Annotated in this window: 10 protein-coding genes; 5 read left to right on the top strand and 5 right to left on the bottom strand. The window is 42.8% G+C overall.

Annotation, left to right across the window (positions count from 1 at the left end; translation table 11 throughout):
* Nucleotides 1-10: 10 nt before the first annotated feature.
* Together B4G94_RS23175 and cobA are read right to left on the bottom strand one after the other, a co-directional pair.
* Complete coding sequence (locus B4G94_RS23175) at nt 11-1,255, bottom strand: MFS transporter (RefSeq protein WP_286862297.1); 1,245 nt, start codon at nt 1,253-1,255, stop codon at nt 11-13.
* A gap of 228 nt (nt 1,256-1,483) precedes the next feature.
* On the bottom strand, nt 1,484-2,245 hold the full coding sequence (cobA, locus tag B4G94_RS23170; protein WP_223580292.1) for a uroporphyrinogen-III C-methyltransferase: 762 nt from the start codon (nt 2,243-2,245) through the stop codon (nt 1,484-1,486).
* A gap of 199 nt (nt 2,246-2,444) precedes the next feature.
* Here cobA and nirB point away from each other — a divergent pair, with 199 nt between their 5' ends.
* The 4 genes from nirB to B4G94_RS23150 all read left to right on the top strand — a co-directional run bounded on the left by nirB (nt 2,445) and on the right by B4G94_RS23150 (nt 6,693).
* Entirely contained in the window at nt 2,445-4,961 is a 2,517-nt protein-coding gene (gene nirB, locus B4G94_RS23165; protein WP_286862296.1) for a nitrite reductase large subunit NirB, read from the top strand.
* A gap of 74 nt (nt 4,962-5,035) precedes the next feature.
* Nucleotides 5,036-5,395 (top strand): nitrite reductase small subunit NirD, encoded by a 360-nt coding sequence (nirD, locus tag B4G94_RS23160; RefSeq protein WP_286862295.1) that lies wholly within the window; start codon nt 5,036-5,038, stop codon nt 5,393-5,395.
* Between the two features lie 48 nt (nt 5,396-5,443).
* Nucleotides 5,444-6,256, top strand: a complete 813-nt coding sequence (locus B4G94_RS23155; protein WP_286862294.1) for a formate/nitrite transporter family protein — start codon at nt 5,444-5,446, stop codon at nt 6,254-6,256.
* 5 nt (nt 6,257-6,261) lie between these two features.
* The gene (locus B4G94_RS23150; protein ID WP_286862293.1) at nt 6,262-6,693 is read left to right on the top strand and encodes a hypothetical protein; all 432 of its coding nucleotides are present in this window, start codon (nt 6,262-6,264) and stop codon (nt 6,691-6,693) included.
* Nucleotides 6,694-6,754: 61 nt separating this feature from the next.
* Here B4G94_RS23150 and B4G94_RS23145 read toward each other — a convergent pair whose 3' ends face one another.
* Nucleotides 6,755-7,456, bottom strand: coding sequence for a Crp/Fnr family transcriptional regulator (locus B4G94_RS23145; protein WP_286862292.1), 702 nt, complete (start codon nt 7,454-7,456; stop codon nt 6,755-6,757).
* Between the two features lie 498 nt (nt 7,457-7,954).
* Nucleotides 7,955-8,290, bottom strand: coding sequence for a hypothetical protein (locus tag B4G94_RS23140; RefSeq protein WP_286862291.1), 336 nt, complete (start codon nt 8,288-8,290; stop codon nt 7,955-7,957).
* Nucleotides 8,291-8,810: 520 nt separating this feature from the next.
* On the opposite strand from B4G94_RS23140, the gene B4G94_RS23135 reads away from it, so the two are divergent.
* On the top strand, nt 8,811-10,361 hold the full coding sequence (locus B4G94_RS23135) for a discoidin domain-containing protein (RefSeq protein WP_286862290.1): 1,551 nt from the start codon (nt 8,811-8,813) through the stop codon (nt 10,359-10,361).
* Between the two features lie 64 nt (nt 10,362-10,425).
* Here the strand turns inward: B4G94_RS23135 and B4G94_RS23130 are convergent, their stop codons facing one another.
* Nucleotides 10,426-13,371 carry a glycoside hydrolase family 2 TIM barrel-domain containing protein gene (locus tag B4G94_RS23130; RefSeq protein ID WP_286862289.1) on the bottom strand — a complete coding sequence of 982 codons (2,946 nt, stop codon included), beginning with the start codon at nt 13,369-13,371 and terminating at the stop codon, nt 10,426-10,428.
* Nucleotides 13,372-13,495 lie beyond the last annotated feature (124 nt).

The following is a 13,495-nucleotide window of genomic DNA, read 5'->3' as shown; positions in this document are numbered from 1 at the left end:
GATACTAATTCTACACTTCTAATGACACGTTTTGAACGACAGTTTCAATTCGAGGATGAAAACGCACGAGGAGGACAGTGAAACCTATCAGAAAAACACCAATACCGATATACTGAAAGGCATCAGCATAACTGAGTGTTTCAGATTTAAAAAGAAATCCGACTAACATGGCTCCAATATTTCCTCCGGCACCGACGATTCCGCTCACACTGCCAATGTTATCTTTATTAATGAAGGGTACGATACCATATGTACAACCATTTGCCATCTTAAGGAAGAGTGCAAAAAGCAACATCGTAATAATAGCTAGAAGCAATGTGTTGGAAGCGGCGAATAGGCTTATGCCGATTCCTTCCAAAATCAACAGTATACCGAGAATCATACCCTTCCCTTTAATACCGTAACTTTGCCCCACTTTATCACTTACAATACCGCCAAGTGCACGGGCGAATAGATTCATACCGCCAAAGATACTGGCAAGGGCTCCAGCCAGGATAATCCCTGTATCAAAACGATCCATAAAGAAGGTAGCAGCGACGTTGTCGACCGTGATCTCTATCCCGAAACAAGCTGCATAGGCCAGTGTGAGGATCCAGACGCGATAGTCTTTTAACGCGAGCAAAAATGAGCCATTCTTCTTTCTATTGATTCTCCCGCCCTCGGACAGTTTTTTGAAATTGCCTTGCGGTGTATCTTGCGTATATCTATAATAGATGTATGCCATAATGAGTAGGATAATACCGGGAACAACCATTGCGACCCTCCAAGAATCCGACTGACTAACGAAGCCCATGCCGACGAATGCCGCAGCAATGAGCGGCATGACCAAATTAGTAACCCCTCCACCAAGGTTGCCCCAACCACCAGTTACGGCATTGGCCGTACCAATAATGTTGGGGGCAAACATCATTGAAGTATGGAACTGCGTAATCACAAAAGACGCACCGATGATACCCATGAAAAAACGAAATAACAAAAAAGACTCATAACTATTACTCAATCCAATAAGTAAAACAGGAATCGAACCTGCGACCAGCAGGATAGTGTAGGAGAGTCGTGGTCCTAGCGTATCACACATCTTCCCGATAAATAATCGCGCAATAATTGTTGCTGAAACAGATGCGATAATGATATTTCCTACTTCACTTTTAGTCAATCCAAGCTGTTCTCTAACTAGTGGCATAAGCGGTGCGGCGCCGAACCAGCCAAAGAAACAGAAGAAAAAAGTAATCCATGTAATGTGAAAAGTACGCATCTGTACGCCCTTAAAAGATAAGATACTGAGCTTTTTGAGAGGTTTGTTTTGTGGATTCATGAGTAATAAGTTTTTGGTTGATGATTGAAATAATTATCAAATGTTCAAGACCACCAGAATTTAAGTATGTCGTTTCGAGCGATACTGGCTATGTGATCTTGTTTGTCGTGCCCGATGAGGAGGTGATCCTGTCTGAGTACCGTATTTGCAGCCTGTCAAACAGTCGGCTTATACAATAGATCTGTGTGCGACAGCGAGGCTGTGTGCATGCTGCAAATCGACCACATCACCGATGACGATAATGGCTGGATGGCCAAGTCCATATTCTTTACTTGCTCTGACGAGATCTTTGGCTTTGCACAATACCTGTTTTTGCTGGGGCAGGCTCGCATGTTGTATAATAGCCGCCGGCGTTTCTCCTTTGCCATAGAGTACATAGGTGCGGGCTATCTCATCAAGTTTGCGCATCCCCATGTAGATCACGACAGTGGATCGGCTCTGGACAGCCAAAGGAAGATCAGCCGATAGACTGCCGTCTTTTTTCATCCCGGTCAGTGCCCATACCCCTTCGCTGATGCTACGGTGCGTCAAGGGAATATTGTTGATGCCTGCGCCTTGCATGCTACTGATGCCCGGAATGTAAGAAACCGCAATATTTTTCCCCTGTACGGTAAGCCATTCTTCAAAACCACGCCCAAAAAGATAGGGGTCGCCCCCTTTTAACCGGACCACCCGGTCGTAGCGAGCACAATAATGTAGGATAAGTTCGTTTATTTCTTCCTGAGGAACGTATTTTCCATAAGGATGTTTGCCAACATAGTGTTTTATACAGTTTTTATCTGCTATTTGAAGGATTTCTTCATTGATTAAGTTGTCATAAAGGATGATCTGTGCGTTTTTTATCGCTTTATAAGCTTTTATGGTTAATAGTTCTGGATCTCCAGGACCGGATCCTACAATAAATAACGATGTTTTGCCTAATTTTTTCATGTTATTTTGTTTTTATGTTCATTTTATATGTAAATCTATTAAAAAATCTGATATAAATCATGAAATAATGAATTTTAACTGATTTTTATTTGATAAAATATTATAAAAATCATATTTATTTTGATTTTTTAATTTTTTATTCCATAAATTAGTGTTGTTTAAATATGAAAATGATTTTTTATCAGAAAAAACAGTAATTATGGAAAGAAAAAAGATTGTTATTGTTGGAAATGGTATGGTTGGTAATAAGATTTGCGAAAAATTAAAGCATAAATCTGATATTCTGGATATAATTGTGTTTGCAGAGGAGCCAATACGTGCCTATGACCGGGTGCATCTGACCGATTACTTCAAAGTTTCATCTATGGAGGAACTTTTCCTGTCAAAAAAGGAGTGGTATGCGGAAAATAATGTGAAAATCCATTTAAATGATCCGATTGTTGATGTAAATCGCTCAAAAAAAGAAGTACTGTCATTACAAGGGCTTATTGTCCCGTACGACTATCTGGTCTTTGCAACTGGTTCTGCTGCTTTTGTGCCACCTATTCCGGGAGTGGAAAAGGAGGGGGTATTTCTCTACCGGACGATTGAGGATCTGGATTTGATCAAAGCTTACACGGCAAAAGTCAAAAAGGGTACCGTGATGGGCGGCGGACTACTGGGCTTGGAAGCGGCCAAAGCGCTGGTGGACCTCGGCTTGGAAGAAACGGCAGTGATTGAATTTGCGCCGCGCCTGATGCCGCGTCAGATTGATGACAGCGCCAGCCTGCTCCTACAAACCAAGCTGGCAGCATTGGGGTTGAGTTGCTTATTGCAAAAATCAACAAGTCAATTGCTGGGGGAAGAGCGCCTGACGGGAATCGCTTTTCAGGATGGTTCATCGATCGAAACGGATCTGCTGGTGATATCGGCGGGCATACGGCCGCGGGATGAACTGGCTAGGAAAATAGGGCTGGCCATCGGCGAGCGAGGCGGGATTGTGGTCAATCCGCAAATGCAGACCTCAGACCCTTCCGTGTATGCCATCGGCGAATGTGCACTTGTCAATGATATGATCTATGGCCTAGTGGCACCGGGCTATGAGATGGCTGAAATAGCAGCCGAACATATCCTGGGGGAAGAAAAGTCCTTTAGGGGATTTGATATGAGTACCAAATTGAAACTGATGGGGGTAGATGTGGCCAGTTTTGGGGATCCCTTTATCAGTGAACCTTATGCACGGACCATCGTACTAGAGGACCGTAACAAAGGGATCTATAAAAGGTTGAACGTCAGTACCGACGGTACGCGCTTGCTTGGAGGAATACTGGTGGGGGAGGCAACAGGTTACAATATGCTCTTGCAGATGGTCAACAACAGCATGCCGCTGGCGGAGCATCCTGAGCTGCTCCTGATGAGTGAGCAGGGGGAGAGCAAATCGGCTTCTACGGGCTTGGAGGCCTTGCCCGATGGTGCCCTGATCTGCAGCTGTGAGGGGGTGACCAAAGCGCAGATCTGTGATGCGGTGATCAATGGGAACTGTGAAAATGCGGATGGGGTAAAGAAATGCACCAAAGCAGGATCGGGCTGCGGGGGCTGTGTACCGATGGTAAAGGACCTGGTCAACTACACGATGAAACAGCAGGGTAAATATATACGCAGTACCATCTGTGAGCATTTTGATCTGAGCCGGCAGGAACTCTATGACCTGATCAAGATCCATGAATTGAAGAGTTATGATCAGGTGCTGGATACTCTGGGCCGTGGGCACGGGTGTGAGGTCTGTAAGCCGTTGGTGTCTTCACTGCTGGCCAGTCTCTGGAATGAGATGATCTTGAGCAAGGGAAATGATGTGGCGCAGGATAGTAATGACCGGTACCTGGCCAATATACAGAAAGGTGGTACCTACTCGGTTGTTCCCCGTATCCCAGGTGGGGAGATTACGCCGGACAAATTGATTGTTATTGGCCAGGTGGCCAAGAAATATAAGCTGTATACAAAAATTACGGGCGGGCAGCGCATTGATTTGTTTGGTGCACATCTCAATGATCTCCCGCTTATCTGGGAGGAACTCATTGCAGCCGGATTTGAAAGCGGACATGCCTATGGCAAGGCCTTGCGGACGGTCAAAAGCTGCGTGGGCAGTACCTGGTGCCGGTTTGGCCTGCATGACAGTGTGTCCTTCGCCATAAAAATAGAGGAGCGTTATCGTGGGCTCCGTGCGCCGCACAAGATAAAATCAGCGGTGAGCGGCTGTATCCGTGAGTGTGCCGAGGCGCAGAGCAAGGACTTTGGTATCATTGCCACAGAAAAGGGCTGGAACCTCTATGTCTGCGGCAACGGTGGCAGCAAGCCACAGCATGCTCTGCTGCTGGCTGCCGATATCAACAGTGAGACCTGTATCCGTTATATCGACCGTTTTCTGATGTTCTACATTCGTACAGCCGATCCTTTGACGCGTACCGCCACTTGGCTCAATAAAATGGAGGGCGGAATCGACTATTTGCGGAATGTTGTAGTCGAGGATAGTCTTGGTATGGGGGAAACGTGGGAACAGGATATGCAACTGCTTGTCGACAGCTATCGCTGTGAATGGAAAGTTGCCGTCGAAGATCCGGAGATTCGGAAACGCTTTGTCCATTTTGTAAATGCTCCGGAAGAGCGGGACGAGTCGGTACGCTTTGATACCATGCGCGGTCAAAAGAAAGCCGCTGACTGGAACCTGAAGACATATTAAAAGGGCATGGGGCAACATCATTGACTGATGAAATCACTTACATAGAATCGCTAAACCTTTAAAATAAAAATCACATGAACACGCAAATTGACCCACAAGTTGACCTGCAATGGCTAAAGGCCTGCCAGATTGACGATGCCATTGAAAACGGTGGTGTCTGTCTTAAGTTGAATAATGAGCAGGTAGCCCTATTTTATTTCGCCCGTCGCAATGAGTGGTATGCTACCCAGAATGAATGTCCACATAAGCGGCAGATGATTTTGAGCCGTGGGATGTTAGGCTCCTTGGGAGATACGCCAAAAGTGGCTTGCCCATTTCACAAAAAGACCTTTGCACTGGATACGGGCGAATGTCTTTCGGGTGATGAATGTGCGATCAAAACGTATCCGGTCAAGGTGGAGAATGGGACAGTATATATTGGAATGACAGCTTAAGCCCTAGCTAAATAATTGAAATAAAAACTATTTTAAAGCAAACAAACGATGGATTATATTAGTCCCAAAGAGGTAGCCGGTGTGATGATGAATACCGCTATCTACAAATCTTCGCTCCCGATCAAAGACCTGCTGATTCGGGGTGCATTGTCTGGCGCCTTACTGGCGATATCTGTTACGCTCGCTCTATTGGCTACAGCACAGACAGGGTTGGGACTTGTCGGTGCATTTGTCTTTCCTGTGGGATTTGTGATTATTGTTATCTTGGGCCTGGAGCTCGTCACAGGAAGTTTCTCCTTAGTGCCCCTGGCCTGGCTGGAAGGGAAGATCAATTTTAAGGTGATGGCCAATAACTTGCTCTGGGTCTTCCTTGGAAACTTATTGGGCAGTGTCCTCTTTGCACTTTTGTTTTGGGCTGCAAGTACTGAAACTGGACAGGCTAGCCAGCTTGGGAATATCGAGCAAAGTCTGATTGTCATTAGTGAAAAGAAAACCTTGGGCTACGGCAACCATGGTGCTGCCGGGTTATTCTCAGCCTTTGTCAAAGCCATTCTCTGCAATTGGATGGTCTGCATGGGTGTGGTGATGTCCATGACATCCAAGTCTACCTTAGGCAAGATCCTGGCGGCGGGGATTCCCATCTTTATTTTCTTTGCCTTGGGCTATGAACATGCGGTGGTCAATATGTTTGTGATCCCTGCCGGGATGATGTTTGGTGCTCAGGTGACGATGTCGGACTGGTGGTTGTACAATCAGTTGATCGTGACGGCGGGTAATATTGTTGGTGGGCTGTTGTTTACGGGAATGGCCATTTATTATACTTATCACCGGAAAGAACAGGTGTCTACCTCCCAAAACTAACTATTATGTACGGAATTGAAAATAGGTGTATCTGGAAGAAGCGCGCAGAGATAGTATTGCTTCAACTGTTGTTTTCGGTAGTTTTTTACCAAACTTATGCGCAGCAAAAAACAGTGAAAGCGAGTTTGTTCGAAGGTGTCGTGGTGGCGGGTTATACCGACCAGGGGGCCTATATCAACTGTACGGGGCCAGCGATTAAATATAGTTTCGCCCCCAAGGGGAATATCCTGTTGGGATTGCTGCCGAGCCTGAAAATAAAGGAAGATCAAGTGGAGGAAGGAAAGCCCAAGAATGCGTGGGTCACTCCGACATTGGGAGTTGGCCTGACTGCGGTGTTCAGGCATATCGCCGTTCAGCTGCCTGCTTTCTACAGCCCGAAGACCAGTACCGCAGATGGTAAATGGAAGCTTGGGGTCGGGCTGGGCTATAAATTTTAAAATGACGTATTTTTAGGGAAATATTTACGTTGGGGAGGGAGCGTGCCAGTATTGGTTTGTTTTACTCCCCATATTTTTCTGTTGCCAACTTGTTTAATAGTTCCTTGTTTTTGATGAATATCTTCTTTTTGTCGACTGTTATAGCATCCGAATCAGCAAGTTCGGCAAGCATGCGGTAGACGGTTTCATAGGTGGTGCCCACATAGGATGCGAGATCCTTTTTGCTGAGTTCAAGACCGATGTACCCGTCCTCTGTTCCTTCAGCAAAAACGCGATGAAGTAATAAAAGGCTCCATGCTAAACGGTTTTTGACGGAAAGCTGGACCAGGTTGGCCATCTTCTGCTCCGAAAGATGCAACTCATCGGCAAAAAATAGCATCAAACGATAGCTTAATTCAGTATTGATGCGCAGGGTGGACAAGAAGAATGGTAACTCTACAAAACATAGCTGCGTAGCGGCAAGTGCTGTGGCCGAAATAGGGTAAATGCTTTGTTCGGATGAGATCCCCCGATGGCCTACCATTTCTCCCTTTTTGGCAAAACGCACGATGGTCTCCCGGTCACCAAGGTTGCGGTGGACTTTGATGAATCCTGATTGGACAAAGTAAATACCACGAACCGGCTCTCCTTCACTGATAAACTGTTCGCCTTTTTTCAGTTTGATATTCTTTCGGTGGAGGTCGATTTGTCCAAGCCACTCTTGTAAGACGTATCGGCACATCAGGCAGGAGTGGTCACAGGTATTCGCGTTCTTCGTTTTCATCGGAATCAGTTTCGTATGGTGGAGTCTTTCTTGTCTGACCAAAGGTATCACCTATTCATCTAAAATCCTATTTTGTTTGGTATTAAAAGCATGATTGGGCGATGGGTATTTCTTCACAAGTTCATCTTTGCGATTTGTAAAGTGTTGTAAATAAGGTGAAATGTATTTTTTTTAGATCAGTAAGAGGAGAGATTTTCTTCGTTGATGATTTTGCTTCATTTGGTACACCAAACAATGTTCGGAAGGAGCTTTCCTGATTGGAGAGAGACAATTCATTGGTAGCTTTAGCATAGGGGAGCATTGAAGAAATTGCTGACAATGACGTTTGAAAACTTTACCAAGACTGACCTAGTGACTTTGATACGTGGAGGGAATAGCTGGAAAGGATCGAGTTCAATCAACGCTTATAAATAGAGTAGCCAATAGCTAGTGGTGAGTCGAGTCAAGCCAAGGCTTACCATCAGTGAATCATATGTTTATTTAGCACGTTATCTTATCCTAAATAATTTTGTCAGGGATTTGATTTAGCTGTGAAACTAAATAATTAATGGGGGCGTTCAATTCAGATTGGTTACAAATGTATTGCTCAATAACGCCATAGATTTCAAACGTTGATATATTAAAGCCATCTTCGATGTCATTATAATAAATTATTTGATTTCCAAATAAAGCAACCACCCAAAAAACCCCACCTTCATTTCCAAATAATTTTTCTTGCCACTTATGAGGAGTGACTTTGATGAGATTCCAAAGGTTTAAAGCTTTATAATCCATTTTCAGTTCTGCCTGTAAAATAAGAAGTTCGATTTTGTCAATTGATATCGGTGTCCACATGCTCAAAAATAATGAAATTTAAAGGGAATTGGCTGAATATTGCCATAATAGAATCGCGGCTTATAAGGGGGAATTATTGATTAATATTTCCGAATGCGTGCATAAGCTCAAGCTACCTTTAACAGTTTATAATAAAATTTTGGCAACGATTGGGGGGAACTAACTCTTTTTTACACATACACTATATGATTGTTTATAGACCAGTTAAGCTTAATAAAAAACTTTAAAAATTCTGTTGTCAATGCTGAAGTATTACAATAGGCTTAACCTTAATGAAAGGAGGGATATGTCTGACCCATAAAAAAGATTAAATACAATCGGACTCAAAAAGCTAGAGATATTTTGATCAGATCAAGAAATAAGAGAATTGTTTTCAAATTACAATTATACTGACCGATCATGGGAATTCGAAGTTTTGAGTGCTATAAAATTTGCCTCTAAATTTTTGACCATTTAAATAAAACAATTGTTGGCTCACTAAAGTGTCTAATCCATGAAAATAGACCAAATTAAATTTAAAATGATGAAAAAAATAATCCCATTTATATTAATTGCAGTATCCTTTTTTAGTGCATGCAAAAAAGATTTACACCCTGTAGATCCAAACACAGTACATACCCCCGACGGTTTTAGTAGTGATAGAACTAGAAACTTAAATATTGTTTATTTTGTTCCCAATGATTTAGATACGTTGCCCGACTACCAACGTCGGATAAGCGATATCATGTTATGGGTCAGGCAATTTTATAAAAGTGAGATGACCAGAAATGGATATACAAATAAAACTTTTGGGATGTTCGTTAATAGTGATAGTCTGGTCAAGATCATAACAATTAGGGGTACGAAACCCAAAAGTGCCTATCCATACGAGGGAGGAAGTGGAGCAGTAGCAGAGGAGGTCAATGCATGGTTTGAAGCTCACCCCTCAGATAAGACGAGCGATCACACCCTTATTATTATTCCTAGATATGAATTTAGGCAAGATGGTACAGCCACAGGCGGACCGTTTTACGGAACAGGGAAGTGGTGTTATGCACTAGATTATGAAGATTTTAATATTGCCAATATCGGTTTGGCCAATAACCAATTTACAGGGTGGTTTGGTGGTTTAGCTCATGAACTAGGCCACGGGTTAAACCTCCCGCACAATTCAGAAAAAGTTTCTGATAAATCAACACTAGGAACCGCCCTGATGGGATATGGCAATTATAGTTTGGGAAAAGAAGGGACCCTTTTAACAGCTGCAGATGCTGCAATTTTGAATGCAAACCAGATCTTCAATAAGGATAGCAAAACTTATTACGATGCTGCGAATGCGGAAATTGATCGTATTCACGCCAAATATGACGCAACAAAAGAAGCCATAGTTGTTTCGGGTAAGTTTCATGCATCAAATAAGATCAATAGTATTGCATATTACAATGATCCCGAAGGAGGTGGAGATTACAATGCGATAACATGGGAATCAAAAACCATTGGCATTGATAGTTTTTATGTTGAAATGAAAATTTCAGATTTACAATACAAAGGAGACTCATTGTACGATCTAAGGCTAAGATTTGTCCATGAGAACGGGATCATTTCTACTTTCACTTATAACTATAAGTTCGGTAACAATATACCAATAATGAATTTCAGTACCCGTTCAGAGCTAAGCAAGCAAGGTTGGCAAGTACATACTTTCAGTTCTGAAGAAACAGCTGAAGAAGATGGAGCGGCGACAAATGTTATCGATGGCAATTCTTCGAGCTATTGGCATTCTAGATGGTCGGCCAACGAAACAGCTTTTCCACATGAATTAGTAATAGATTTAGGATCCACCAAAACTGCTCATGGATTAAGCTATACACATCGCAATGGATTGTCACGTGCTGTTAAAAATATTGAAGTTTCTTACAGTATCGATGGGGTAAGCTTTAACCAGGCTGGAAATTATGAGGTTCCCAATTTCAATGGTCCACAATATTTAGATTTTATGATACCAGTTTCATTGAGGTTTCTTAAAGTAAAAGCTGTTGATGCCCGTGATGGAGAACAGTTCGCAGCAATTGCTGAATTGGGTCTTTACTGATCCGGTGATTAAATTTTTATAGCATCAACGCTGATTCTGACCATCAACGTTGATGCTATAGTTACTAAGGCATATCAGATCTTTTGCCAGAGAACTCAATTTCTCTCACGGCCACAATGCTGTTTTCAGGTTTAATTCCTTCGATTAAAAAGCGTATGTAGCGAACCCTTAGCTGCTTTATGCTCTTGGAACTGTAATCTTGCCCCGAAGAGGATAGGTGACTGCCTATTGGTGACCATTTAACCCCATCAGTAGATGATTCCAACGAATAAAGATACCAATCACTATCCTTTCCCCAATAAATACGGTAGGTATCCAGATCATAGCTATCTCCCAGATCTATAGAAATTGCAATCGGGAGTTTTAACTTATCCGCTCGCCAGGAACTAGTGAGGTTTCTATCGATGATGACCTTTAGTGAATCCACTGGAATTCCATCTATCTCAACGGAGGCTGCAGAAAGATTTAACGTTTCCCTTTTGTGCGGTAATTTTATGGTATCTATATTTTCAGCATGAAAATTATCATGTCCACTCATCCAGATATATCGTTTCCCGTCAGGAACCTGATCCTGATTAGAGGGAATACTTTCTATTTTGGCAGTTGCGGATTGTAATCCATCACTACTTGCTTCGATAATAATTTGACCTGCCTCAGCCATTGTACGTATAAGTGCATATGCAATGCCACCTTCGGTAAATTGTGGAGAAACTCCCGTATGATGATTATTTCCACCTATCAGACGACCTTTTCCTGAGACCACAAGCTTAACTGGAATTGCATCCGCTTGGTCTGGCGAGCTTACCAGATTTCCTTTTTCATCACAAACTTTAATATAAACTGGAATCATATCTGATCCTCCAGCCAAAGGGGTGATGCCCTGATCCGCGAATTCAATTTTTAGGTGATGTGGTGATGCAGCAGTCGAGACCTGATGGGTACAAACAATACCTCCATCCAATATTCCCTCCGCTTTTAGTTCTCCCGCCTCATAATCTTTTAATTCAAAACGAAAATACGGGCTGCCTCCTTTTTTATAAATAAATGGTGCAGTTACCGAATTGTTTTCCCTAGTTTTTTTCCCCACAAGTTTGTTATTTCTAAATAGCCTGACCGTGTCACAATTTGAGAAAACGATGATATTAGTATCAAGATCCTTCCTTGTGTTGTGCGTTGCTATATGAACAATGGGGCCATAAGTTGGATTCCTGGCATCCTGCATCGCTTTCATTTGATAGTAGCCAAATTTTGGGTATCGGTCTAAATCAACAACTCCGCTAAATGCCGTGACAGGATCATAACCGCGTGTATAATCGTTGAAACTCCAAAGAAAATATCCACCTATACGTGGATTGGCATCTAGACCTGCGTGATCCCAATAGCCTCCGAGCGACTCCTCTTTTTCCCCATTGAGTGCATTCTGCCGCAATATAGATTGATTAATTAATCCTTTATCTCCATAGCGCCTCGACGCACGTAATCCATTCTCTTTACCGGGGTCCGCAAACCATGCATCACCCCATTCCCTCGTCAATGAAGGGCTGCTGGGCAATGGGTCAGTTCCGTCAGGATCGATTACTTTATAAAACACATCATAGAAGGGCTGACTTCTACTATTTAGATCATCTGCTGTAAATAGCTGGTCACCGGGTAACTCATCATGAGCAATTTTTACCGCTTTTTTCATCCAGGATGCCGGAGTTGGAGACTCGTTGAGCGATGTCTCCCATAAAAAAATAGAGGGATGATTGCGGTCTCTTCTGATCATTTTGCGTATATCACGATATGTACGTTCGATAAATAGTTTATCGTCATTGAAATATTGCCAACCTGGCTGGCATTCGATGACCAAAAGTCCGAGAGAATCACAAGCATCCAGAAATGCCGGTGATGGCGGATAGTGCGCTGCTCTTACCGCATTAAATCCTCCTTTCTTCAGTAACATAGCATCCCGATATTGCATAGAATTGCTAGCAGCATCTCCTACATAAGGAAACGCCTGATGCCGGTTGGCTCCTCGGAGATACAGTTTTTTGCCATTTAGATAAAAACCGTCGGCTTTACCCGCAGGTGAACGAAAGCCGAATCTCCTTATTCCTATCCAAGTGGTTACCTCGTCAATCAAGATATCTTTGTCATAAACCCGTGATACTAATCGATATCGGAACGGATCGTCGGGAGACCATAACTGCGGATTAAAAACCTCGAGGTTGTGGGCAAAAGTTGAATCTCCGGGGCGCATGTTTGCCTTACTATTTGCTCCTGCAACGATTTTTCCGGTATTATCCAATAGTATTGTCTCCAAACGTAACTTGGAAATAGAATGAGTTTTGCTGTTTACTACATGGGTTTGGCAATGAATTGTAGCCTTTTCTTTCGTAACCATTGGAAAGCTCACTAAAACTCCACCTCCGGCTATCATCTCTGTTTCCATTGGATCCGAAATGTAAGTTTTATTGGTAATAATCATCTTCACATCACGGTAGATTCCGCCATAATAATTAAAATCAAGCTTTTGCATGGGCTTGCCGGGGGGCGTCAGGCCATCATCCATATTGTTAACGCGGATCGCAAGTACGTTATCTTTATCATATTGGATATACGGCGTTATATCAACCACAAAACCTATGTATCCGCCAGCATGTTGAGTTATTTTTTCTCCATTAAGAAAGACTGTACAATTCGTTTGAACTCCCTCAAATTGAAGGATGACTCTTTTATTTTGTAGCTTGCCGGAAAGGTGAAAATAACGGCGATACCATCCTGTACCCTGGAATACACTACCGCCGCTGTGTTTTGGCTCCAATCGCATAACATGTGGTATGCTGACTGCTTGCCATTTGCTATCATCATAATTTGTCTCCATTGCCTGATCTATATCTCCCCGATAAAACGCCCAATTGGCGTTCATATCAAGGACTGTTCTTGCAGATTGTTTATTCTTTGCAAACGACAACGAGCATATAGCCCATAATGATAAGGTGAGCAAGATGTAATTTATTTTTTTCATGTAAAAAAATGGGGACACTCTCTTTAGTTCTTGTTAAAACAGTCAGAAAATAACTTTGTTAGTGACAAATAATTTGTGAAAATAGTCTGTTTCTTTGTGAAAAAAAGTAGCCATCCGTGCTAAA

Source organism: Sphingobacterium sp. UBA7625, from assembly GCF_002484085.1.
Classification (GTDB): domain Bacteria; phylum Bacteroidota; class Bacteroidia; order Sphingobacteriales; family Sphingobacteriaceae; genus Sphingobacterium; species Sphingobacterium athyrii.
The sequence above is the reverse complement of the archived record's forward strand: the minus strand, read 5'-3'. Positions and strand labels throughout refer to the sequence as shown.

Bases quoted from the DNA above. Each gene is read 5' to 3' on its own strand.
- B4G94_RS23175 (WP_286862297.1), bottom strand. From the start codon at position 1,255: ATGCGTACTTTTCACATTACATGGATTACTTTTTTCTTCTGTTTCTTT.
- cobA (WP_223580292.1), bottom strand. From the start codon at position 2,245: ATGAAAAAATTAGGCAAAACATCGTTATTTATTGTAGGATCCGGTCCT.
- nirB (WP_286862296.1), top strand. From the start codon at position 2,445: ATGGAAAGAAAAAAGATTGTTATTGTTGGAAATGGTATGGTTGGTAAT.
- nirD (WP_286862295.1), top strand. From the start codon at position 5,036: ATGAACACGCAAATTGACCCACAAGTTGACCTGCAATGGCTAAAGGCC.
- B4G94_RS23155 (WP_286862294.1), top strand. From the start codon at position 5,444: ATGGATTATATTAGTCCCAAAGAGGTAGCCGGTGTGATGATGAATACC.
- B4G94_RS23150 (WP_286862293.1), top strand. From the start codon at position 6,262: ATGTACGGAATTGAAAATAGGTGTATCTGGAAGAAGCGCGCAGAGATA.
- B4G94_RS23145 (WP_286862292.1), bottom strand. From the start codon at position 7,456: ATGAAAACGAAGAACGCGAATACCTGTGACCACTCCTGCCTGATGTGC.
- B4G94_RS23140 (WP_286862291.1), bottom strand. From the start codon at position 8,290: ATGTGGACACCGATATCAATTGACAAAATCGAACTTCTTATTTTACAG.
- B4G94_RS23135 (WP_286862290.1), top strand. From the start codon at position 8,811: ATGATGAAAAAAATAATCCCATTTATATTAATTGCAGTATCCTTTTTT.
- B4G94_RS23130 (WP_286862289.1), bottom strand. From the start codon at position 13,371: ATGAAAAAAATAAATTACATCTTGCTCACCTTATCATTATGGGCTATA.